The organism is Oribacterium sp. HCP3S3_B9, from assembly GCF_052064255.1.
Classification (GTDB): domain Bacteria; phylum Bacillota; class Clostridia; order Lachnospirales; family Lachnospiraceae; genus Oribacterium.
The window spans coordinates 247,550-272,329 of record NZ_JBQHVY010000001.1; the positions used below are offsets into that span (position 1 = coordinate 247,550).

A 24,780-nucleotide genomic window follows, 5' to 3' on the forward strand; every position below is an offset into this window, starting at 1 on the left:
ACATCCTTTCGATTTTTAAAAACGAGGGGCTATCGAAGCGATAACCCCTCGTTCGTATAATTGTGGAAAAATCCTTTAGAACTTGCCAGCCTTTGCAGCCTCAGCAACCGCTACGGCAACGGATACAGTAGCGCCAACCATAGGGTTGTTGCCCATGCCGATCAGACCCATCATCTCTACGTGTGCAGGTACAGAAGATGAGCCAGCGAACTGTGCATCACTGTGCATACGGCCGAGTGTATCGGTCATACCGTAGGAAGCAGGACCTGCTGCCATGTTATCCGGGTGAAGTGTACGTCCGGTTCCTCCGCCTGATGCTACGGAGAAGTACTTCTTACCAGCCTCGAGGCGCTCCTTCTTGTAGGTGCCTGCAACCGGGTGCTGGAATCTGGTCGGGTTGGTAGAGTTACCAGTGATGGAAACGTCTACGTTCTCCTTCCACATGATGGCTACGCCCTCTGGAACAGAGTTTGCGCCATAGCAGTTAACCTTCGCTCTTGGGCCATCGGAATAAGCGATGCGCTCTGTCTCGGTGACGGTGTTGGTATATGGATCATACTCAGTCTCAACGAAGGTGAATCCGTTGATTCTGGAGATGATCTTCGCAGCGTCCTTGCCGAGGCCGTTCAGGATAACACGAAGCGGCTTCACACGAACCTTGTTTGCGTTGTTTGCGATACCGATCGCACCCTCAGCGGCTGCGAAGGACTCGTGACCTGCGAGGAAGCAGAAGCACTCGGTTTCCTCAGAAAGGAGCATCTTGCCCAGGTTACCATGGCCGAGACCTACCTTACGGTTGTCTGCTACGGAACCAGGGATGCAGAAGGACTGAAGTCCCTCACCGATTGCAGCGGCAGCGTCAGCTGCGTTTCTGCAGTTCTTCTTGATTGCGATTGCAGCACCTACGATGTAAGCCCAGCAAGCATTCTCGAAGCAAATGGTCTGAACGCCCTTTACCATGTTGTAAACATCGAGGCCAGCGTCTTCTGTAATCTTACGAGCTTCTTCGATATCAGCGATACCGTACTTATTTAAAGCTTCATTGATCTGCTTGATACGTCTCTCGTATCCCTCAAATAATGCCATCTTAATTTCCTCCTTCTGAGCTTATCACTGCTTACGTGGATCGATGAACTTAACAGCATCGTCGATACGACCGTACTGGCCCTTTGCCTTCTCCCATGCTGTGGTAGGATCATCACCCTTCTTGATGAAGTCTGTCATCTTACCGAGGTTAACATACTTGTAACCGATAATCTGATCATCCTTATCCAGTGCGATGTCAGTTACATAACCCTCAGCCATCTCAAGGTAACGAGGTCCCTTCTTCAGTGTACCGTACATGGTACCAACCTGGGAGCGGAGGCCCTTACCAAGGTCCTCAAGACCTGCACCTACGGCAAGTCCGTCATCGGAGAATGCAGACTGAGAACGGCCATATGCAATCTGGAGGAACAGCTCTCTCATGGCTGTGTTGATTGCATCACATACGAGGTCGGTGTTTAATGCCTCGAGAACGGTAAGACCCGGAAGAATCTCTGCAGCCATCGCAGCAGAATGCGTCATACCAGAGCAGCCGATGGTCTCGACAAGTGCCTCCTGGATGATACCTTCCTTAATATTCAGAGAAAGCTTGCAGGCACCCTGCTGTGGTGCACACCAGCCTACACCGTGTGTGAATCCGGAAATATCCTTTACTTCCTTGGACTGTACCCACTTTCCCTCTTCAGGAATAGGAGCAGCACCATGATGAACACCCTGTGCAATAGGGCACATGTTCTCAACCTCATTTGTATAGGTCATATGAATCTCCTTTCAACAATCCACGCAAATTCGAAAACGTGAACGACGCAAAATTCAAATTTCCACAGCATAAAACACTGTCTTGGAAACTTTGTCTATTTTCTCACAAAGAAGGCGTGTATTCAAGTGAATACACGCCGAAAATTTCATGTATACAAAATTCTTTTATGATTACTCTGTGGTGCGGCCCATGAGATAATCATCGATGCCCTTTGCAGCAGCCTTACCGGCACCCATCGCAAGGATAACGGTTGCAGCGCCGGTTACAGCATCACCACCGGCATAAACGGCGGTCTTCGAAGTCTGTCCGTTCTCCTCCTTCGCGATGATACAGCCATGCGAGTTGGTGTCGAGACCAGCGGTTGTATCCTTGATGAGCGGGTTCGGAGAGGTACCGAGGGACATGATGACCATATCGCAATCCATGTCATATACATCGCCAGGGATCGCTTCTGGTCTACGACGACCGGATGCATCCGGCTCACCGAGCTGCATACGCTGAATCTGAACGCCCTTTACCCAGTCATTCTCATCGGTATAGATCTGAATCGGATTCTCGAGGAGATCGAAGATGATACCCTCCTCCTTCGCGTGATGAACCTCCTCACGACGTGCCGGAAGCTCTTCCTCGGAACGACGGTATACGATATGTACCTCTGCGCCGAGACGAAGTGCGGTTCTCGCAGCATCCATCGCTACGTTACCACCACCGACAACGACGACCTTCTTACCAACCTTGATCGGCGTATCGGAATCATCACGATAAGCCTTCATAAGATTATTACGTGTCAGGAACTCATTTGCGGAGTAAACACCGTTTGCAGACTCGCCCGGGATGTTCATGAAGCGAGGAAGACCTGCACCGGAGCCGATAAATACGGCATCGAAGCCCTCTTCTGTGAGCAGGTCATCGATGGTCAGGGAACGACCGATGATAACGTTGGTATCGATCTTTACACCGAGCTTCTTTACGTTCTCGATTTCCGGCTTTACGACACGATCCTTCGGAAGACGGAACTCTGGAATACCATATACGAGAACGCCACCTGGCTGATGGAATGCCTCAAAGATGGTTACATCGTAGCCGAGCTTTGCAAGATCGCCTGCGCAGGTCAGTCCGGAAGGACCGGAACCGATGACGGCTACCTTCTTGCCATTCGGTGTGCCCGGCTTCGCAGCCACATAGTCATGCTCTCTCGCCCAGTCCGCTACGTAACGCTCGAGCTTACCGATGGAGATCGCCTCACCCTTGATACCACGTACGCACTTACCCTCGCACTGTGTCTCCTGAGGGCAGACACGTCCGCATACTGCTGGAAGTGCAGAGGACAGTGCGATCACATCTGCTGCTGCCTCGATATTGCCTTCCTTTACGTGATGGATGAAGCCCGGAATGTTGATGGAAACAGGGCAGCCCTTCACGCACATAGGGTTCTTACACTCGAGGCAACGGGTCGCCTCAAGGTGTGCTTCTTCGTCATTATATCCGAGACAAACCTCTTCGAAGTTTGTTGCTCTTACCTTCGCATCCTGCTCGCGGACAGGAATTCTATTCTTAACGTCCATTCTCTGCCTCCTGATTATTTATCTGCTTCGCAGCCGCCGGAGTGTGTAGCACCCTCCTGTAATGCGAGCATCGCTCTTCCCTCTTCATCCTTGTACTGTCTCTGACGCTTCATCGCGAGGTCGAAGTCTACGAGATGTCCATCAAACTCAGGTCCATCCACGCAGGCAAACTTCACCTTATCGCCGACGATCAGACGGCAGGCACCGCACATGCCGGTACCATCGATCATGATCGGGTTCATGGAAACGATGGTCGGGATGCCGAGATCCTTTGTGGTGAGGCAGGCAAACTTCATCATGATGACTGGTCCGATGGCTACGCACTTCGTATACTTCTTGCCGTCTTCATTGACCAGCTTCTTCAGAATGTCGGTTACGACACCCTTCTCGCCGTAGGAGCCATCATCTGTACATACATAGACATTGGCCGCCACCTTGCGAAGATCCTCTTCCATAATCAGAAGATCCTTGTTTCTCGCACCGAGGATGACATCCGCCTCGATGCCGTGCTCATGCAGCCACTTCACCTGCGGATAAACCGGCGCAGCACCAACACCGCCGGCAATGAAGATAAATGACTCCTTCTTCAGCTCCTCGATCGGTGTGTCGATCATCTCGGACGGTCTGCCGAGCGGTCCTACGATATCCGTGAAAGAATCACCGGCCTTCAGGTGGCTCATCTTCTCGGTGGAAGCGCCGACTACCTGGAATACGATGGTGATGGTCTCTGCCTCCCGATCGTAATCTGCGATGGTAAACGGAATTCTCTCGCCCAGCTCTCCGAGCTTCGCAATCATAAACTGACCAGGCTCACACTTCTTGGCAACAAATGGTGCCTTGATGACCATAAGCCAGTCCTTGTCAACAAGGTGCTCAACTTTGGTTATTTCGTACATGATTTCCTCCATGTTCTTCGTTCTCTGAGATTCCAGAACGCAGAGCGACTTCTGCGACTGAATCACAATACTTTTATTATAACATTTCCCATCGCAATCTCAACAAAAGTTTCACAGGATTGCTGTTTATTTAACGATCTCTTTATGGCTTTTATACATATCATTCATATATTCTCCGGCTGCTTCACAGCAGAAAGTACGTTTTCTGCCACTTCTGTATCGTCAGTGATGCCGCTTCCTATATATAAGGAAAACGGTGGATGCTTATCTGTCCGTACAATTCAAAAAAAGGTTGCCATATCGAAGCCGAATTTTTAAAATGGGAAGAGAAGTAAACGGTATGCAGGGGTTTCTGCCCTCATGCATAGATCAGGAGGTGCGCCATGGATGAACTGAAGCAGCAGGATGAAGAACATAAGCTGAATCAGGAAACAAGCGCTGCAGGAAAGTCTGTTTCGAATGTCGATCCCCGTTCATGGGAAGACGACGAACCGGAGATTCCGGAGGAGTCGCGCCCGAACCTGACCGACCTTTTCGAGTCCATCCCGGATGATGATAAAAAATCAGACGATGATGAGCGAAGCCAGATCCATACTGATACCGATGACTTCGATGAGGACAGAGCAGACGAACCGGAACGTGAGGACGAACTCGAAGAGCTCATCGACGAGGGGAATAAGGAAGAGATCAGTGAGTACTACGAGGAGATGCAGCCGGCCGACTTCGTCGAAGAGGTCGATGACCTCGATGATGAGGACCTGCAGAAGCTCCCGAAGTTCCTGAATACCGAACAGCTGACCGAGATCATGGAGGAGGCAGATGATGACACGCGTCAGCGTATCAGTGAGCACCTCGATGATGATACCCTGCTCGCCATGTTCGAGGACATGTCGAAGGATGATATCGTAGATATCCTGGGCGAGATGGAAATCGCTCATCAGAAGCGACTGCTGAACCGCATGAAGTCCGGCGACCGTCGGATCATTCATACCCTCCTGCAGTATCCGGATGACAGTGCCGGTGGTATCATGACCACCGAGTACATCGCCCTGCGTGAGGACCGTACCTGTGCCCAGGCACTCGACACGATTCGTGACATCGGTCCGAAGACCGAGGTCATCGAAACGATCTATGTCACCGACGAGGAGCGCCTGAAGAAGCTGGTCGGCACCGTCGACCTCAGAGATCTCCTGAGCTCTCCGCGTAACACAAAGCTGTCCGAGATCATGGACGATCAGGTCGTGTCCGTCGAGCCGGAGGTCGATCAGGAGGAGGTCGCCCAGGTCGTATCGAAGTATGATCTGCAGGCCATCCCCGTCGTGTCCAGTAAGGGTTCCATCCTCGGCATCATCACCGTCGATGATATCATCGATGTCATCAATGAGGAGCACGATGAGGATATCGCGCACTTAGGAGGTACCTCCGCAGAGGAGGGTCTCGATACGACCCTCTGGGAATCGGTACGCATGCGTCTGCCGTGGCTGCTGATCAACCTGCTGACGGCATTCCTCGCGTCCTTCACCGTCAAGATGTTTGAATCGACCATCGCGAAGGTGGTCGCCCTCTCCGCGACGATGACCATCGTCTCCGGTATGGGCGGCAATGCCGGCACCCAGACCATGTCCGTCATGGTCCGTGAGCTCGCAAACGGCGAGATCACGTTTAAGGAGAACTGGAAGCCCTTCGTGAAGGAGATCCTGCTCGGCGTCGTCGATGGTGCGGCTACCGGTCTCGTTACCGGCATCGTGGTCGCCCTTCTCTATGGCAATGTCTATCTCGGACTCATCATCTTCCTCGCGATGATCGGCAACCTCGTGGTTTCCGGCATCTTCGGCTTCCTCGTACCGCTCACGCTCGAGAAGCTGCATGCTGACCCGGCCCTCGCGTCGAGTATCTTCGTGACAACTGCGACGGATGTCCTCGGATTCTTCATCTTCCTCGGACTCGCCAGCGCGTTTCTCCCATATCTTGAATAATCTGAATCTTCATGGGCGCAGGGCCTCCAGGGCCCTGCGCCCATTGTTTTACCCAAAAAGGAGCGCCGCCCGGATGGGCGGCGCTCCTTTTAAGAGAAAAAGTCATTGACTAAGCTTTCGTATGGATCAGATCAGGTCTGATTAGAAATCTACCTCTGTGTCATAGTAGCAAGCCTTCAGCAGCTTCTCCATCTCTTCCTGAGACGGCTGACGAGGGTTGGAACCGGTACATGCATCACCGATCGCTCTCTCTGCGATGCCAGGGAGTCTCTCAAGGAATACATCCTCAGGTACGAAGCCCTGCTCTGTCGGATAGGAATCTGCGCCATAGTTCTTGATGCAGTGCGGGATGTTCAGCTCATCGTTCATCTTGCGGAGATACTTGATGAGGTTTGCAACCTTCTCATCATCGTTTGCGCCCTCGAGGTGCATGTAATCAGCGATGACACCATATCTCTTCTTTGCGGTCTCGTCCTTTGCGTTGAAAGCGATAACCTTCGGAAGGTACATAGCATTTGCGGCACCGTGGATGATGTGTGCGCCGTAATCAGCGAATACAGCACCGGTCTTGTGTGCCATAGAGTGAACGATACCAAGCAGTGCGTTCGAGAATGCCATACCAGCGAGGCACTGTGCATCATGCATGGTATCACGCGCAACCATATCCTCGTTGTAGGACTTTACAAGGTTGTTCTGGATGAGCTCGATGGCATGGATTGCCAGCGGATCGGTGTAGTTGCAGTTTGCGGTAGAAACATACGCCTCGATAGCATGTGTCATCGCATCCATACCAGTGTGCGCAACGAGCTTCTTCGGCATGGTCTCTGCAAGCTCAGGATCAACGATCGCAACATCCGGTGTGATCTCGAAGTCAGCGATCGGGTACTTGGTGCCCTTCTGATAATCCGTGATGATCGAGAAGGCAGTTACCTCGGTTGCAGTACCGGAAGTAGAGGAAATCGCACAGAAGTGTGCCTTATGGCGAAGCTCCGGAATACCGAATACCTTACACATATCCTCGAAGGTGCAATCTGGATACTCATACTTGATCCACATTGCCTTCGCAGCATCGATCGGTGATCCGCCGCCCATCGCGATGATCCAGTCAGGCTGGAACTCGATCATGGCTGCAGCGCCCTTCATAACGGTCTCAACGGATGGATCCGGCTCGATACCCTCGTAAAGCTGAACCTCAAATCCAGCCTCCTTCAGGTACTCCTCTGCTCTCTGGAGGAAACCGAAACGCTTCATGGATCCACCACCGACGCAGATCATCGCCTTCTTACCCTTGAAGTTCTTGAGCTCTGCTAATGCGCCCTTACCGTGATAAATGTCTCTTGGTAAACAGAATCTAGCCATAGTATATTCCTTCTTTCTTTTTGACAAGCCTCTGTCGCATCACGAACGATGTGTCCGCCCGCCGAGGTTTGTTATTTCTTTAACATTCAAAGACATTATAGCATTTTGCTCAGTCAATAGCAATGGTGATTAAGTGATTTAGTATAATTTCAACAAATTATTCGCATTTTTTTGACAAAGTAGACGAAAGTTGAAGCCACTGCGGATTCGTCAGGAAGCCCGGAGCGCAGGCAGCAGAAGCCCTACGGAGAGGTCCCTTCTGCGTAACCGTTCCGCTACCTGATCTCCGGCCCATGCCTGATCTGTATTCCGTTTCCCTGCGATATCTGTTAATATAGAGGCATTGACCCAAACCTGATCGAAAAATCGATACACATAAGAAAGAGGTATACATGTTAAAAGTCGAAAGAACATCCGTGATGAATCTGGAAAACGCGATGCGCGGTGCCCGGAATCCGCTGAACTCCTGGGCACGCTCCGACAGCTACTACGATGAGGATGGAAACTATGTGCTGGGACCGAATGATCTCTCCCTCGCAAAGCGTCTCCGTCTCGCCGGCTCCGATCACCGGAAGTATGTCCGCCAGATCTTCGTCTGCTGTGATGTCACAGCACCGCTCTACTGGTGGAAGGAGTACGATACCTATAAGGTGGCGACCGTCGCAAACTCTACCTCAACCATGCATAAAATCCACAGTAAGCCGATCGAGCTCGAGGATTTCTCGCATGATCATCTGACCGACGATGCACTCGAGATCATGAAGAATTACATCGCGGAGATCGAGAAGATCCGCCTCCGCTATATGGAGAACGGGAAGGATAAGGCCGACTGGTATGATCTCATCGAGATGCTCCCGGAGTCCTACAACCAGATGCGCACCATCTCCCTGAACTATGAGACGCTGATCAACATCTACTTCGCACGGAAGAATCATAAGCTCGACGAGTGGCATACCTTCTGCCACTGGATCGAGACCCTCCCCTACGCGAAGGAGATCATCCTCGCGGAGACGGAAAACGCGGAACCGGAGGCCTGAGACCACGCACAGCGCACATAGATGCCTAGTAAAAGACCAGACGAGCGACTGCCCGCCTGGTCTTTTTATATACTTATGAAATATCATACCGGAATCGTCCGCTCGAGGATGATGGAGTAGATAAGCTTTTCCTTCACCCGGAGCCCGGTGATCTTCTCGAGGGCCTCCGCGTAGAGCTCGAGCTGCTTCTGGTAGCGTCCGATCAGCGTCTCCGCCTCCCGGACATGGTCGGACTTGTAGTCCACGAGAACGATCTCACCGTCTTCGATGAAGAAGGCGTCGATGATGCCCTGCAGGATGACCGGCTCCGACGTGTCACTGCCCGGGAAGAGATAATCATTCGGCACCTGCTTCATGAAATGCTGCTCACGGTAGAGTGTATCCGCCGCCTGCGCCTTTCGGAAGCGTGCCGCGAGCGGTGACTGCAGAAAGGCCTGAAAACGTTTCGGATTTACGAGCTTATATTCCGCTTCCGGCAGCTTCTTCTCGAGCTGCGCCATGAAATCCGCCGTATCAAGATAATCGTACTTCTCCAGCGCATGATGATAGGCATCGCCGACATCTGCGCCCGCCTTTTCCTGGTAGTGCACCGGCTTTTCCTGGGTCCTGCCGGACGGATCGGTCTCGCTGTGATCCACCTTGATCTGCCAATGCTCCCGGCCGGCACGTGCGTGGGCTTCCTCGAAGGCCTCCATCGCCGTTTCCTTGATTTCGGAGACGGAGTGCTTCGGATAGAGCCGGGTCGCCGCCGCATGCGGATAGTGATAGGAAAGATCCGCCATGGCCTCCACATAGGATGCCGCGCCCGGGTCCACTGCGGCGACGGCCTGCTGCAGCTTCTCTGCCTGGCGAAGACGGTTCAGTGCCGTCTGCTCCGCGGCGAGATGGATATCGTGCAGGGTATAATCGAAGAGCTCGATGACATCCCGCGTTGCACCGACCCGCTGCAGCTTTTCAGCACCCTCGGCCATCATGATCCAGTCGAGATAGCAGCGGGCGCTCTCGAGCGCCGCCCCGGAGAGCGGTGCATCCGCATCCGGATACTTCTGGAGAAGCTTTTCGATGTCGCCCGTCGTAGCGGTCAGGATCAGCTTCTCCTCGGCGCGTGTCATCGCAACATAGAGCACGCGAAGCTCCTCGCCGAGCTGGTCGGTCTCCAGCTTTTTCCGAATCGCCGCCCGCTTCAGGGACGGAATCTTCACTTTATTTTCGAGGTCCACATAATCACAGCCGATGCCCAGCTCCGCATCCACCAGCACCGCTTCGTTCAGCGAGCGTGTGTTGAACTTCCGGCTCATACCGGAGAGGAAGACCACCGGGAACTGCAGGCCCTTCGACTTATGGATCGACATAATGCGTACGAGGTCATCCTGATCGGAGAACACCGTCGCCTCGCCCTGGTCACTGTCGTACTTCTTCAGCTTTTCGATATAGCGGATGTAGTCGAAGAGGCCCTTGTACGAGGTCTTCTCGAAGGAAAGCGCCATATCGATCATCGCGTCGAGGTTCGCCTTTCGACGCCGACCCGCCGGCATCGCCGAGACATAGTGATCGTAGCCGGTCTCGTCGAAGATCCGGTACAGAAGCTCATGAATCGACAGGTAGTGGGCCATGGCGCGGTAGCGCGCGAGGTCTGCACAGAAGTGGTCGAGCTTCGCCTGCAGTGCCGGTGCAAGCGGAGGCTTCGCCTCGTTTTCCGCGGATGGGCCGTCGACCGCGTCGGCCTCCGCTCTTCCGCAGTCGCTCACATCCGCACTGCCATCGGCTGTACCGTCGGCAGCATTGGCCTCAGATACCTGCGGCAGCGCGGCCTGCAGGGATCCGAAATGTGCGACGAGCGCTGCCAGCTCCTCGTCCGTAAACCGGTAGATCGGCGAGTGGAGGACGGCCGCCAGCGGGATGTCCTGCTGCGGGTTATCGATGACATCGAGCAGCGCCAGCACAGTCTCCACCTCGACGGTATCGAAATAGCCCTCGTTGCTGGTGCAGTAGGCCGGGACGCCATCCGCACCGAGGATCTCCACGAGGGTATCCGCCCAGGAGCCCGGGGAGCGAAGCAGGATCACCATATCACGGTACTTCACACCATCCGCATGGAGGCGCTGGATGCGCTCCGCAATCATATGGGACTCCGCCTCTTCCTTCGACATCTGTGCACCGAACAGCTCCTCTGACGTCTCCTTCGAGACCTCGAGCAGCAGAAGCTCTGTCTGATAGCGCGGATCGATGTCCTCACTTTCCGGTGCCTTCGGATAACCATAGTGAAGCGCCACCTTCTCGTTGTAGTCGATGCCGCCCAGCATCGGGCGCATCACGCGGTGGAACACGCGGTTGACCGCCCGCACTACCTCGTTGCGGCTTCGGAAGTTCCGGCTCAGCTCGATCTTCGGATAGTCCGGATCCTGGTATTTCATGAGGAAAAGATCCGGGCGCGCCTGACGGAAGCTGTAGATGGACTGCTTCACGTCACCGACCTGGAAGACATCCGGACGACCGAAGCGTGCCGCCGAAAGGGCACGGATCAGCTCCTCCTGCACGAAGTTCGAGTCCTGGTACTCGTCCACCAGGATCTCACGATACTGCTGTGCGACATCATCCGCGATCGCCGACGGGTGGCGGACGCCCTCTGCATCCGTGGTATAGAGGATCTCCAGCGCCTTATGCTCGAGATCACTGAAATCCAGTACATGCCGCTTTTCCTTCTCCTCCTGGTAGCGCGCACTGAACTTCTTCGTGAGACGTACGAGGCCACGCAGGCTGCACTCGATGCCCGCCTCCATCTTCTCCTCCGCCTCCGGATCCAGGGCGACCGGCAGCCCGGCGATGTCCTTCGTATCCTTCTTCACCTCATCACGGATCGCCGTCACGCGTGTCTTCAGTGCGGATTTCGTCGGCTTCAGGCGGTCATAACGGATCGCCTGCGTTCGGAGAACCAGCTCTGAAAGATCCTCCGCTGCGGCCGCATACTGGAGGGCCTGCTTTTCCTGCGCCACATTCGTAAGATAGCTTTCCGGTCCATCCGGCTCAGCACAGATGGACAGCGCATAGCCCATCCGCTCCGCATCATCGCGAAGACGCGCTGCGAGCTGCTCCAGCAGAAACTTCTTTCCATCCGCGGATTCCGCCGCGAGACAGTCCTCGAGGTACTCCTCCGGCCATGGGTGGGAGGCCGCGCTCTCGTACAGCTTCTGGATCAGCTCTGCGATGCCCGCGTCGGTCTTTCCCTGCGCGAAGGTGTCGACGAAGTGAAGGAAATCCGCTTCGCCGGCCGCATACTCCTCCTCCAGCAGATCCTCGAGGATATCGCCCTGCAGCAGCCGGAGCTCTCCCTGGTCGCCCATGCGGAAGCCCGGGTCGAGGTCGATCGCCGCATAGTTTTCCGTGATGAAATGCTTACAGAAGGCATCGATGGTGGAGATGCTCGCATTCTGTATACTGCCGGCCTCGCGGATCAGCTCTGCGCTGTCCGGATGCTCCCGGAGCTTCTCCTCAAGCGCCGTCTTGATCCGGTCCCGCATCTCCTGTGCCGCCGCCTCTGTGAAGGTCATGATCACCATCTCGGACAGCTTCACCGGATCCACCGGGTCCATGATCCGGGAAATCACATGCTGCACGAGCACCGCCGTCTTGCCGGAGCCCGCCGCTGCGGCGACCAGCAGATCACCCGCTGTATGATTGATTACACTTTCCTGTTCAGTCGTCCACTGCATCACTCTTCTCCTCTGGTGAAATCTCGTTCCAGATTTCCTCTGCCGAAAGCTTCTCTCCGCTCCGGTAGGCGTAGCCGTCGATCCGCGGGTCGAAGCGACAGATACTATGATACGGACACCAGCTGCAGGCCGTCGTATCCGTACTGATCCGGATCGGGTCGACGCGGATGCGGCCATCGCGGATCTCCTGTGCGAAGCCCTGCATCTTCCGGTCGACGAAGCGTCCGAGGTCCCGGAAGCGCTTCGTCGAGGCGACATTTTTCTTCGTCGCATCGACGGCACCCGCCCGAATCGTCACCGGCAGGATATCCGACGCCTTCTCGATACCCGTATCCAGCTTCTGTACGACCGACAGCTCTGTGTTCACGAGGCCGTCAACCATCAGCTTCCGGAGACGTGCACGTTCACGGTCCTCCGCACTGGCTGCCGCATCATAATCGAGCACCGGATCGTCGATGCGATAGTAGAACATCGCCGCCGGCACGATCTCTTTCTCCGGATAGCGCAGCTGATACGCGTTCATCGCAACATTCATATAGGTCGTGAGCTGCAGCTGCGTTCCGTTGTAGACGCGGCTTAAATCGAAGCTCGTCTTTCCGGACTTGTAGTCGATGACCTTTACGTAGACATGGCCCTCGTCCTGGGCGACATCGACACGATCAATCCGCCCGGTGAGACGCATGCCGTCGCGGATGTAGTCGAAGTTCTTCTCGAGTCCGTCCACATGAAACTCGCCACGGCGCAGCTGCTCTGCCAGCGCCCACAGCGTCGTCCGCGTGATGGCCGTCGCCTTCCGTACGAGGTACTGGTTGCGCGCCGTATCCATCATAAGTCCATGATTGTAGCTCGCGGACACCTGTGTAACGCTCTCCTCCGCGAGTGTACCGAGCTCCTCCTCGCTGAGCGTCTCCAGCTTTTTCTCCGCCTCCAGCGTACGCCGGAAGCTCTGCTCGATCGCTCCGTGGTAGAGATTTCCGATATCATACATCTGAAGATCGAAGCTCTCCCTCTCCTGCAGCTTAAGACCATAGCGGAGGAAATGCTGGTACGCGCACTGGCTGTAGCGCTCGAGGCGCGTGATGGAACCGAGGATCCGTCCGCCATAGAGCTCCTCAGCGACCTTCCGGGACAGCATATCCTCCTCGTAATGCGTGAACGCCGCTGCCATCAGCTGCTGCGCCTTCGCATGCTGTGCCGGATCCCGGTCGAGGATGGCGAGATACTCCAGCAGACGTGTCAGCTTCGCCGTCTCCTGTTGCTGCGCCTTCGCACGATGATTCTGTGAAGCTGCCGCATCCCCTGTCCTGGTGCCCGCCGCCGTGTCCTGCGCCGTCCTCTGTGCTTCCGGCGTCAGCATTGGCCCTGCGTCCTGCGCGGCCAGTGTCTCGAGCTCCTGCATCGCGCCGGCGATCAGACGCTCGGCCTCCTTCATCGTGTAGGCGCGTGGCGCACGATCACGCAGCTTCTCCACCGGAAGCTCCGTGAACATATCGCGAATCTCCTTGATCAGACCGGACGCACGGCAGCCCTTGCCGTCACGCCCCTTCAGGGCATAGCTCAGCACCAGGCGCTCCGACGGATTCAGCAGTGCACGGTAGATATAGAAGCGCTGCACGAGCGCACTCTCCACCCGGTCCGGGGCGAGTTCAATGTCTAAGTCCCTGAACAGATGGCGGTCCCGGTCGGTCAGCAGCTTCGTGTCGGGCTCTGCCTTCGGCACCTCATCCGCCGTCAGTCCGGCCACGAAAAAGAGGCGTGGATTCGAGAAGCGCGAGCGCGTGAGATCACCGATCACGACCTGGTCGAGGGTCGCCGGAATCACGCGCACCGAGGCCTGACGAAGGCCAGCATCGAGCACGTCCCGGAACTCTGCGCGGGATACCGAGGTCTCCCCCAGCAGCGAGCGAAGCTGCCGGAGCACCGCATCGATCGCCGTCACACTCTCCTCGAGCGCCTCCGCACGGTTCTGATCACCGGCCGCTCGGAGTGCAGCTACCAGCGCTGCGATGGCCTCTGGGGCCGCAATTTCATGCATCAGCGCCTCCAGTGCTTCCACGCGGGTCGCCACGCTCGCACCACGCTCGCCGGACCGCGTGCGAAGATGCAGCAACGGCAGGATCAGCTCCTGACGGAGGGCCTCCCGCTCGCCCACACTACCATCTGCTTCCGTCCATACCGCGTCATATTTCGAAGCACCACGGATACCGGTGGCCCGCAGGATATTATCGAGCCGGTCGATATGCTGCTCCTTCTCCGGTGTTACAGACGGCAGGGCACGCAGGAAACGAAGGACCGCATCGAAGCTGAAATTCCGGTCGACGGCCTCCAGTGCCGCCCGCATGAGCTCCGTGTATGGAGAATCAAGCAGACTTGCCGGGTCATCGAAGAAGTACGGAATGTCCGCCTCGGAAAATACCTTATAGACGATGTCCCGGTAGCTCTCCGGATTCGTCAGGATGATGCCGATGTCCTGGTAGCGGAGACCATCCCGACGTACGGCCTCCTCGATACTGGTGGCCATCGCCTCGACCTCCTGACGGAGATCCGCCGCTTCGCGGATCACGAGGGAGCTGTCCGGGGCTGCTTTCTCACTCGCTGCATCGAAGCGGTAGAGGCGTGCCTCGATCGTGGAGAGCGCCGGTGCCTTCACGAAGCGCGGCAGTACCGCACCCGCCGGTCGCGGCTCTCCGGTGCGCGCATCGAAGCGGTTCACATCGATCGGTGCCTCCACCAGAAGCTTCAGATCGGAGGCCATCTTCGTCAGCTTCGCCACGGTCTGCCGTGAGAGATAGAAGAGGTCCTCCGGACCGCGCAGCTCATAGATCGAGTCGTGTGCATCGAGACTCACCTCGCAGCTCACGAGGGTCTCCGCTGTCACCGGCAGGATCTCCTCGAGAATACGAAGCTGGATCGGTGTGAAGCCGGTGAAGCCATCGAATGCCACGACCGCATCCCGCAGCAGCTGAGACTCTGGAAGGTGCGCATACAGCTGGTCGAGGATTTCCTCCTGCGTATGATAGCCGTGCTCCTCCATGTACTGCTGAAAATGCTCATAGATCAGCGCGATATCCTGGAGCTTACTCCGGGTATACTGCGACTCGGCGCGTTCTGCAGCGAGGTCCAGCATCTCCGGCGTAATGTGGTACTGATAGAACTCAGAGATCTGAGACTTCAGACTCTCGAGGAAGCCCGGCTTGTTGAGCTCACGCTGGTACAGGCGCAGTTTCCCCCTGACTTTCTCCGTTACGGAGCGGAGGATCATGATCTTTCCGGTATCGTCGATGATGGTCATCGCCTGAAGACTGAGCTCCTCGAAGACACGATAGGCCAGACGGTTAAAGCTCAGCACATCGATGTTCAGGATGCCGCCGCCCGGATTCGCCGGATGCGCGAGGATCTTCTTCTGCATCGCCAGGGTATCCTGCTCCGGCACGATCAGGAACCAGTTCTTACGGAAATTCTCCGGGGCGTGCTTCAAGAAGTACTGTAAAAGATATTCGGTTTTACCAGCGCCACTCGCGCCGAAAATGAAACGTAAGCTCATAAGCTACCTGCCTTTTTTCTGATAGCTCTATGATAGCACAGGGGCAGGTACATTTTTCAGCACATTGGTTGAAATAAAAATTGTGCAACAGACTGTTGCACAATTTTCTGGCAGCACAGCAGACTGTAGATGTCAGCATATCCTTCAAATAATGGACGAAAAAACCGGAAGCCTGGGGCTTCCGGTTTACGAGATGATCTGTGTTATGAAATTTTATCAGTCTCCGAAGACGGCCTTGAATGCGCGGTCGAGGTCGGCGATGATGTCCTCGACGTTCTCGATACCGATGGAGAGACGGATGGTATTCCGTTTGATGCCCTGGTCAGCGAGCTCGGCGTCATTGCACTCTGCGTGGGTCGTGGTTGCAGGGTGTACGACGAGAGACTTCACGTCGGCAACATTGGCCAGCAGTGAGAAGAGCTCGAGATTATCAATGAAGTCCTTCGCCTTCTGCTCGTCACCGTCGATGTCGAAGGTAAAGATGGAGCCGGCACCGTTCGGATAGTACTTCTGATAGAGGGCCTGCTGTACCGGATCCTTCGAGGCAGCCGGATGAGAAACGTAGGCCACATGCGGATTCTTCGACAGGTAATCGACGACCTTCAGTGCATTCTCGGTATGACGCTCTACGCGGAGCGCCAGGGTCTCGATGCCCTGCAGGAGCAGCCATGCATTGAGCGGTGCAAGGGTTGCGCCCTCGTCACGCAGAATGATGGCACGAAGATAGGTAGCGATGGTGGCCGGTGCGCAGTCGGTAGCGAAGGTCACACCATGGTAGGACTCGTTCTTCGTGGCAAGCCATGGCCACTTCTCCGGCTGGTTCCAGTTGAACTTGCCGGCATCGACGATGACGCCGCCGATGGTGGTTCCGTGACCACCGATGAACTTCGTCGCCGAATGAACGACGATGTCGGCACCGTGCTCGATCGGACGGATCTGTACCGGGGTTGCGAAGGTGTTATCGATGATGAGCGGGAGGTCATGCTTGTGAGCGATCTCTACCCACTTGTCGAGGTCGAGGACCTCACCGTTCGGGTTACCGAGGGTCTCGGCATAGAGGGCCTTCGTGTTCGGCTGGATGGCTGCCTCTACCTCCTCGTAATTGTACGGATCGACGAACGTGGTCGTTACGCCGTAGTCGGTAAAGGTATGGGCGAGGTAATTGTAGGTTCCGCCGTAGATGTTCTTCGCGGAAACGATGTGGTCACCGGCATGCGCAACGGCCTTAAATGCGTAGGTAACCGCAGCTGCACCGGATGCAACACCGAGGGCGGCGACACCACCCTCGAGGGCGGCGACTCTCTGCTCGAAGACATCCTCAGTCGGGTTCGTCAGTCGCGCATAGATGTTACCTGCATCCTTCAGCGCGAAACGGGCGGCTGCATGATCCGCATCGTTAAATACGAATGCGCTGGTCTGGTAGATCGGAACCGCTCTCGCACCGGTGGCTGGATCCGGGTTTTCCTGTCCTACATGGATGGCCTTGGTATCAAATCCGTAATTTCTGTCTACATATGGCTTCTTCGGCATGATGTTCTCCTTCTGCAGCTCCGGCTGCGCGTTCCTATCTGCGAGGCGCCCAAACTCTCCTCTATGATTCAGGTGGCTTCTGCAGTCTGCATCGGTGTTTTCATTCCGATGTTTTCATCTTTACGTTCATCAGTTTCTTAAGTGATTTCCTTCAGCTGATGGTGAAATCATAGCACCCGTATCTGCTATTGTATAATACTTGCTGTTTGGAGTCAGATATAAATCGGCTTTATATCAATGTCGAAGAGAAGACGCAGGGGACCGGTAACAGAAGCACAGAACTCCGCCGCCGGCAAAATCTAAGCCAGGTCTCCTGCGGCTCCCAGACGATCCATTGTCTATTCTATAGCAGATGTGGTCTCATCCAGCCATCTGGTTATATAAAATAAATATTATCTGGTAGTTACGATATCGCCAGCTGTAACCTATAATGCAGGGCAGAACAGGCAGATGCCTGAACACACCTGAGGAGGCAACACTATGAAAAACTCGAAAACCTATCAGCTCGCGCTTGCCGCTCTGTTCGCAGCGCTTTCCTATGCAGTCTTCACCTTCCTGCAGATCAAGATTCCGGTCGGTGCGGATATGACATCCATCCACCTCGGAAATGCCGTCGTGGTACTCGGTGCGTTCATCATCGGTGGTCCGCTTGGGGGTATCGCCGGTGCGATCGGCATGAGCATCGGTGATCTGCTGGATCCGGTCTATGCACCGCTCGTACCGAAGACACTGTTCTGCAAGCTGCTCATCGGTCTCATCACCGGCTTCGTCGCACACAGAATCGGCGGCATCACGACGACCGATGATCCGAAGCACATCCTTCGCTGGACCATCATCGCCGCTGCCTGCGGTCTGATCTTCAACATGTTTGCAGACCCGATCATCGGCTACTGGTATAAAATTCTCATCCTCGGAAAGCCGGCAGCGGATCTGTCCCTGAAGATCAACTTCGTCGCCACCACGATCAACGCGGTCGTATCCCTCGTCGTATCTGTGGCCGTGTATGCGGCACTGCGCCCGGCACTTCAGAAGGCCGGCTTCTTCATGAAGCTTACGCACTGATGGCAGCACAGGAAACAGAGAGAATGGACCCATACCGGACAGGCCTTCCAGTCCTATCTTCATAAGAATAAGAAGTTCCGCGAGCAGGAGCATGAGAACTTCGGAAGAAAAAAGTAAACATAAAGTATAAAAAGTGGCACTGCAGGCAAGATTGATACTGCCTGCAGTGCCACTTTTCCATTTCAGGAAATCAGTTTAAAACGATCACATCTCGGCGATCAGCTTCCGGAGCCGTGCTTTTTCATCCTCGCCACCGAAGATTGCGTCGGCTGCATTGAGCAGAAGTTGCTTTTCCTCGGCTGCGGTCAGGCCGATGGCCTGCTCGAGCTTCGCGAACTCCTTCGACTCCGTGGTATCGGAAACGGTCATGTTGTCGGTGTTGACCGTGGCCTTCACGCCGGCTTCGAGCAGCGCACGGATCGGATAATGTGCCATGTCCGGGAACATCTTCGTGTTGAGATTCGAGGTCGGGCAGCACTCCAGTGGAATCTGCTTTTCGGCGAGCTCCTTCACGAGCGCGGCATCCTCGAGCGCGCGGACACCATGGCCGATCCGGCGGGCACCGAAGGCAAGCGCGGTGCGGATGGAGTCTGGTCCAGCGGCTTCCCCGGCATGGATCGTAAACGGTACCTCGAGCTCTCGAGCCAGTGCGAAGACATCCTCGAAATCCCGCGTCGGGAACAGGGCCTCCGCACCTGCGAGATCGAGCGCCACCACGCCCTTTCCGAGGTACTTCGCAGCCACTCGAACGGTCTCCAGATTTGCTTCCTCATTACCAGCGCCACGCATCGCACAGAGGATGAGACCGGCATGAAGCTCCGGCGTCGTCTCCGTGCAGGTACAGCTGTACTGCTCCTTCTCGAAGCGACGAAGCCCCGCCACGGCCGCCTCGACCACCGCCGCCTGCGTGAGCCCCTGCTGACAGTGGAGCTGCGGTGCGAAACGGATCTCCGTATACACGAGGCCCTCCGCGCGCTGCACGTTCAGAAGATCATACACGATCTGTTCAATGTTTCCGGCGCTCTGCATGAGCTGAAGCGGAAAATCGAACTTCTCCAGATATTCATTGAGATCCCGGCAGTCCTCTGGCACCGAAAGCAGCGGATAGAGCTCCGCATCTGTCTTCGCCGGCAGTCCTTCCTTCTTCATCAGTTTATGGACGGTTTCGTACGGAAGCGAACCATCCAGATGGACATGTAAATCAATCAGTCGTTTCATCGTGTCACCTGCTTTCTATAGATAGTTCTATTTTAGCATGGTTTCATAGACAGAGCCAGGTCTCCCTGTGGACTGTCACAGGGAGACCTGGCGGATGCTTCGCAGTGTTAGGCGTTCACATCGTCCTTGTGCGCCTGCATATACTGGTCCATCTCCTCCGCGATCATCTTCGATACGTGAACGGCGTCGACGACGGTCTTTGCGCCGGTCACGACGTCGCCGGAGGCGAAGACGCCCGGCATGGTGGTTTCACCCTCGGCATCGGTCGCGAGGGTACCACGCTCGTTCAGCTTGAGGCCGGAGTTGTGCTCGACGAGACGGTGCTTCGGCACCTGGGAAACGGCGATCACGACGGAATCACACGGAACGAAGTGCTCCGTTCCCGGCTTCGTCACGACCTTGCCATCCTCCTGCACCTCCGTCTCGGAGAGCATCACGCCATCATCCTTGATGGCGGTAGCGGTCTCGTGGAACTCGAACTGCACACCATCAAGCTTCGCAAACTCAAACTCATCCGGGGAGGCGGTCACCTTATCACGACGCTCGTATACCGTTACGTTCTTCACGCCCTGACGGATCGCGGTACGTGCGACATCCATCGCCGAGTTTCCGGAACCGAAGATCGCCACAGACTGGCCGAGGTCGACAGACTCCGGATTATTAAGATAATTGATCGCATAATGCACATTGCCGAAGGTCTCACCCGGAATCAGCATACGGCGCGGACGCCATGCACCAGTGCCGATAAAGATGGAGCGATAGCCATCGTGGAAAAGATCCTCGAGGGTGATGTTTCCGCCGATGGTAAAGTTTGGACGGAAGAGGATCCCCATCTCACGCATCTTCGTGTAGTAGCGGTCAAGGATGCTGTGCGGCAGGCGGAACTCCGGGATACCGTAGCGCATGATACCGCCGATCTTATCACGGCTCTCGAAGACGGTGATCTTATAGCCCTTGCTGGCGAGCAGGATCGCGATGGTGATGCCGGCCGGACCGGCACCGATGACCGCTGCCTTCATGCCGTTCGGCTCCGCCATCTTCACCTTGATACGCTCGAAGCAGGAATCGGAAATATAGTTTTCGATGGACGAAATATGAACCGGGGAGCCCTTGATGCCGCGAACACAGTGGCCCTCGCACTGCTTTCCATGATTACATACGAGTGAGCATACGACGGAAAGCGGATTGTTCGCAAACAGCATCGCGGCCGCGGTCTCCAGCTCATTTTCCTTAAAGAGACGAATCATCTCCGGAATGTTGGTGTTGATCGGGCAGCCCTTTCGGCACTGTGGATTCTTACACTGCAGACAGCGATTGGCTTCCTCCAAAACATGAATGGGCATCTTCAAACCTCCCCTGATATCGAATCATCTGTACTTTTTCAAACTCAACACGCTCCATCCTAATACAGGATTTCACGAATGTCATGCGTTAAATACATAACTTATCTGACAAGAAAAGAACGTTAAATTTCTGACTTCCGCGTTAATTTTATAACCTGTGCCCGAATCGAATTTCAGCGCAGATCGTCATGCAAAAACGATCTGCGCTGATGTAAAAATAGATTTCACTCGTCCGAATAAACACTCTATTTCGTCTTTCGGACTATAAATTTATGTTCATTATATATTTATCCAGTATTAGTGCCTGTTCATCTGCATACCGGTCTGGAGGAAGCGGAACATGCGGATCGCGCCCTTATAGTAGAGTTCGCTGGCGTTGTCCAGGGCCTCCTTCAGTGGCATCGGGCCGTCGACGGTCGTCATGATCGAGCGGATCCCATGGGCATAGATCTTCTCATAGTCCGGGCCGAGTCCGCCGCAGAGTGCCGCTACCGGTACCTGGTGCTTCGCACTGCGATCACCGACACCCTGCATCACCTTGCCGAAGCAGGACTGCCAGTCGGTTCGGCCCTCACCGGTCACGACGAGGTCAACACCCTCGAGGCGTGCATCGAAGTCGATGAGATCAAGCACGGTCTCGATGCCGGACTTCATCTCTGCGTGCAGGAACACCTTCAGTGCGGCACCGAGTCCACCGGCCGCACCACTGCCCTGGATCTCATCCGGGTTGATACCGAATTCACGGATGATGACATCACGGTAGTTCTGCATACCCTTTTCGAGCCGGTCGAGGATTTCCGGTGTGCCGCCCTTCTGCTTTCCGAAGGTATAGGTCGCGCCATTCGGACCGCAGAGTGGATTCGTCACATCACACATGACGGTGAAGTGCGCCTTCTGTACCGCCGGATCGAGGCCGCTCATATCGATGTGCGCCACCTTCTCGAGGTTCTCGCCACGGCCTTCCAGTACATTTCCCTCCTGATCGAGGAAACGAATACCGAGGGCGGATGCAAACCCCATGCCGCCATCATTGGTCGCCGATCCTCCGATCGCGATCGCGATCTCCGTGTAGCCGGTATCCAGCGCCGCCTTCAGCAGCTCACCGGTGCCATAGGTGGTGGTGTTCAGCGGATTCCGCTTCTCTTCCGGCACCATTGGAAGTCCGGATGCCGCCGCCATCTCGAGGATGGCCTCCGTGTCCGACAGACGGCCATAGAAGCCCTGCTCCATCTCCATCAGCGGGCCATGTACCGGCACCGTGATGATCTCGCCACTTCTCGCCTTCACCACGGCATCAGTGGTACCCTCACCGCCGTCTGCGACCGGCACACCACTCGTCTCACAGCTTCCGAAAACCTCCTCGGCTGCCTTCGTGAGGAGCTCGATGGTCTGGTCGCTCGTGAGGGTTCCTTTAAAGGAATCCGAAGCAAAAAGAAATTTCATGTTATACCTCCTGCTGCCCTTCGGCAGTCATTATATGATCATTTTTACTGCTGAAATCAAAAAGATTCAGTCCGGTCCCCGTGATTTCGTCCTTCTTCCGGCCGACCTGCCCGTCGATGACCGTGAGGAAGATCTCCGCCGTTCCACCGATGCGCACGGACTTCAGATGTCCGCCGAAGGCATGTCCATCCACATCCGCAACCGTGATATGCACATGGAGATACGGCTTTCCATCCATCTCCGTGACGCTGCCGATGATGGACGTGATTTCGAGCGGCTGATCCAGCACGGTCTCCGTGAATTTCTGCGCCTCCACATCGTAGAGCCCCATCACGAGATGATCGGCCGCACCCAGTCCGCTGATGGACGCAAGATGTACATTTTCCTTTTCACAAAGTGCTGTAATCTCCGTCATGACCTCTTCATCACGATCCACACGTAACACGATCTGATTTCCGAATTTTCTGTAATCCATGCCAACCTCCTAAGAATTTAAATGATCTGATACTGTCGGAGCTTTCGCCACAGGGTCGTCTTACTGATACCGAGCTTCGCAGCGGCTTTCTCCCGGCTGCCCATGCATTCAGAGAGCACCCGGACGATGCGCTCCCGCTCCATCGCCTGTACGGATGTGACCGGCGTATGGCGTGCACGATCTGCTTCCGCATCAGAGCACGCTGCATCGCTTTCTGCCCTTCCCCCGACCGAAAGCTCAGCGTCCTCGTGCTGTCCACCGGCGTTCATCGCGCCGCCGTCAGTGCTTCTGTCCGCTTCTGTTCCGGAGGCCAATGTCTCTGCCCCGTAGATCGTCGCGTACAGCTTCGTGATGTCGTCCGGGCGGATACTTCGATGATCCGCCGTGATGACGAGACGCTCGAGGAAGCTCTCCAGCTGGATACGTCCGCCATTCCATGGAAGCGCCGCGATCGTTTTCATCGCATCCTTCGTCAGTACATGGTAGCGCCCATACTGCTCCGCAAGCCGCCGCATATAGAGATCCGCAAGAAACGGAATCTCTTCCGGCGTTTCCATAAGCATCGGAATGCGAATCGCAAACGCGATCAGACGCTCATAGAGCTCCGGCAGCAGATACGGTCGAAGGTCCGTCTTCTTCGTCACGACGATGACGTTCCGGAACATCAGGATCTCCAGCAGCTTCTTCTGCGAACGCAGATCCAGATGCTCGATAAAGTTGATCTGAAGGGTGCCCTTCGCGGCATCGTTCATCTTTCCGAGACGCCCGAACAGCGCCTCATAGGCAGACTCTCCAGCGATGCAGTCGTACTCCACGAGCTTCTCCTGCGAATGCTTCGACTTGTTGTGCATGGCATTGGCAAAGGCACGGTAGAGACGCCCCACCGGCTCGATCAGAAGCTTCGGACAGTCTGTCGCGGCCAGCTGCTCCGCCAGCGTCACCGCCGCCTGCATACGCGCACTGCTGTATGGGAAATTCACGAAGGACGAAGCCTTTCCGCCCATTTCCGGCTTCCGGTATTTCGCCTCCGGAAGCCCGCCATTTCCATCGAAGGTTGCTGCCAGCTGAAAGGCCTCCCGGATCGCTGCCTCGACGGCATCCTCCGTATTCGTGATAAAAATCGATGGAATCCCCGCATCATCCGCGACGGTCAGCACCGTCTGTCCCCCGATGATGAGGTCCACCTTATCCTCGATCGCCTGCATGGCCGCCGGTCGCAGCAGCTCCGGGTTCTGCACGAAGTACTCATGGAGATGTACCCCGCACTGCTCATCGAGCCCAGACATGTCGCAGGCCATGTTCTTGAAGGTCACGATCGCGATATGCGGATGGGACTTATGCACGACCCGCTTCGCACGCTCGAGCATGTCGATCACACCCTGCCTGGTCAGCACGATCTCCACCACCGGAATGTCCGTGTACTGCTTGATGATCGTCGCCTGCAGACCACGCGCGATGATGATATCGGCCCCCTGGTTAATGGCCTGCCGCGCCTCCATCACCGCCCGCTCCGACTCGATGACCTTCATCAGAAACAGACGCTTCTGCTGCTCCTGCAGCACATCATGCGTCAGACGGAACAGCTCATCATTCGGAACCAGCAGTGCAATGTTGGCCATGGTACACCTCGTTTTATTTCAATACATTTCAACTTATTCCATCATACCATAGTCGTGGCCATAATGTAAGAAAACGGAGCAGGGCACTCCGCTAAATTGCGAATTCAAAGAACAGGTTCCAGTGGAGTGTCCGCGTCCGATATGCAGAACGCGTTCTGTCAGATCGGACACGGACACTCCGCTGTGGTTCTGTACTTTG

Annotated in this window: 16 protein-coding genes; 3 read left to right on the top strand and 13 right to left on the bottom strand. The window is 55.6% G+C overall.

What is annotated here, in order from left to right; genetic code table 11:
* Positions 1-75 precede the first annotated feature (75 nt).
* From ACTNC3_RS01080 to ACTNC3_RS01095, 4 genes are all read right to left on the bottom strand, one after another.
* On the bottom strand, positions 76-1,086 hold the full coding sequence (locus ACTNC3_RS01080) for a GGGtGRT protein (RefSeq protein ID WP_410042394.1): 1,011 nt from the start codon (positions 1,084-1,086) through the stop codon (positions 76-78).
* Positions 1,087-1,110: 24 nt separating this feature from the next.
* Positions 1,111-1,803, bottom strand: a complete 693-nt coding sequence (locus tag ACTNC3_RS01085) for an iron-sulfur cluster assembly scaffold protein (protein WP_410042393.1) — start codon at positions 1,801-1,803, stop codon at positions 1,111-1,113.
* Positions 1,804-1,974: 171 nt separating this feature from the next.
* Positions 1,975-3,369 (bottom strand): NADPH-dependent glutamate synthase, encoded by a 1,395-nt coding sequence (gene gltA / locus ACTNC3_RS01090; RefSeq protein WP_441226182.1) that lies wholly within the window; start codon positions 3,367-3,369, stop codon positions 1,975-1,977.
* A gap of 14 nt (positions 3,370-3,383) precedes the next feature.
* Positions 3,384-4,265 carry a sulfide/dihydroorotate dehydrogenase-like FAD/NAD-binding protein gene (locus ACTNC3_RS01095; RefSeq protein WP_410042391.1) on the bottom strand — a complete coding sequence of 294 codons (882 nt, stop codon included), beginning with the start codon at positions 4,263-4,265 and terminating at the stop codon, positions 3,384-3,386.
* Between the two features lie 383 nt (positions 4,266-4,648).
* Between ACTNC3_RS01095 and mgtE the strand changes: the two genes are divergently transcribed.
* On the top strand, positions 4,649-6,241 hold the full coding sequence (gene mgtE / locus ACTNC3_RS01100; RefSeq protein WP_410042390.1) for a magnesium transporter: 1,593 nt from the start codon (positions 4,649-4,651) through the stop codon (positions 6,239-6,241).
* Positions 6,242-6,382: 141 nt separating this feature from the next.
* Here the strand turns inward: mgtE and ACTNC3_RS01105 are convergent, their stop codons facing one another.
* Complete coding sequence (locus tag ACTNC3_RS01105; RefSeq protein ID WP_410042389.1) at positions 6,383-7,600, bottom strand: iron-containing alcohol dehydrogenase; 1,218 nt, start codon at positions 7,598-7,600, stop codon at positions 6,383-6,385.
* Positions 7,601-7,992: 392 nt separating this feature from the next.
* Between ACTNC3_RS01105 and ACTNC3_RS01110 the strand changes: the two genes are divergently transcribed.
* Complete coding sequence (locus ACTNC3_RS01110) at positions 7,993-8,637, top strand: hypothetical protein (protein WP_410042388.1); 645 nt, start codon at positions 7,993-7,995, stop codon at positions 8,635-8,637.
* 83 nt (positions 8,638-8,720) lie between these two features.
* Here ACTNC3_RS01110 and addA read toward each other — a convergent pair whose 3' ends face one another.
* From addA to ACTNC3_RS01125, 3 genes are all read right to left on the bottom strand, one after another.
* A complete protein-coding gene (gene addA, locus ACTNC3_RS01115; RefSeq protein WP_441226183.1) occupies positions 8,721-12,347 on the bottom strand; it encodes a helicase-exonuclease AddAB subunit AddA in 3,627 nt (1,208 codons plus the stop codon).
* Complete coding sequence (locus tag ACTNC3_RS01120; protein WP_441226184.1) at positions 12,331-15,891, bottom strand: PD-(D/E)XK nuclease family protein; 3,561 nt, start codon at positions 15,889-15,891, stop codon at positions 12,331-12,333. Before ACTNC3_RS01120 ends, addA begins: the two co-directional genes overlap by 17 nt.
* A 216-nt stretch (positions 15,892-16,107) precedes the next feature.
* Positions 16,108-17,421 (bottom strand): O-acetylhomoserine aminocarboxypropyltransferase/cysteine synthase family protein, encoded by a 1,314-nt coding sequence (locus ACTNC3_RS01125; RefSeq protein WP_441226185.1) that lies wholly within the window; start codon positions 17,419-17,421, stop codon positions 16,108-16,110.
* A 480-nt stretch (positions 17,422-17,901) separates the two neighbouring features.
* Here ACTNC3_RS01125 and ACTNC3_RS01130 point away from each other — a divergent pair, with 480 nt between their 5' ends.
* Positions 17,902-18,483: an ECF transporter S component gene (locus ACTNC3_RS01130; protein ID WP_441226186.1), complete on the top strand. Its 582-nt coding sequence runs from the start codon at positions 17,902-17,904 to the stop codon at positions 18,481-18,483.
* Between the two features lie 204 nt (positions 18,484-18,687).
* Here ACTNC3_RS01130 and add read toward each other — a convergent pair whose 3' ends face one another.
* The 5 genes from add to ACTNC3_RS01155 all read right to left on the bottom strand — a co-directional run bounded on the left by add (position 18,688) and on the right by ACTNC3_RS01155 (position 24,581).
* Complete coding sequence (add, locus tag ACTNC3_RS01135) at positions 18,688-19,701, bottom strand: adenosine deaminase (protein WP_441226187.1); 1,014 nt, start codon at positions 19,699-19,701, stop codon at positions 18,688-18,690.
* Between the two features lie 107 nt (positions 19,702-19,808).
* Entirely contained in the window at positions 19,809-21,044 is a 1,236-nt protein-coding gene (locus ACTNC3_RS01140; protein ID WP_410042381.1) for an NAD(P)-dependent oxidoreductase, read from the bottom strand.
* Between the two features lie 297 nt (positions 21,045-21,341).
* Positions 21,342-22,487: a glycerate kinase family protein gene (locus ACTNC3_RS01145; RefSeq protein ID WP_441226188.1), complete on the bottom strand. Its 1,146-nt coding sequence runs from the start codon at positions 22,485-22,487 to the stop codon at positions 21,342-21,344.
* A 1-nt stretch (position 22,488) separates the two neighbouring features.
* Positions 22,489-22,962 carry a PPC domain-containing DNA-binding protein gene (locus ACTNC3_RS01150; RefSeq protein WP_410042379.1) on the bottom strand — a complete coding sequence of 158 codons (474 nt, stop codon included), beginning with the start codon at positions 22,960-22,962 and terminating at the stop codon, positions 22,489-22,491.
* 17 nt (positions 22,963-22,979) lie between these two features.
* Complete coding sequence (locus ACTNC3_RS01155; RefSeq protein WP_441226189.1) at positions 22,980-24,581, bottom strand: PrpR N-terminal domain-containing protein; 1,602 nt, start codon at positions 24,579-24,581, stop codon at positions 22,980-22,982.
* Positions 24,582-24,780 lie beyond the last annotated feature (199 nt).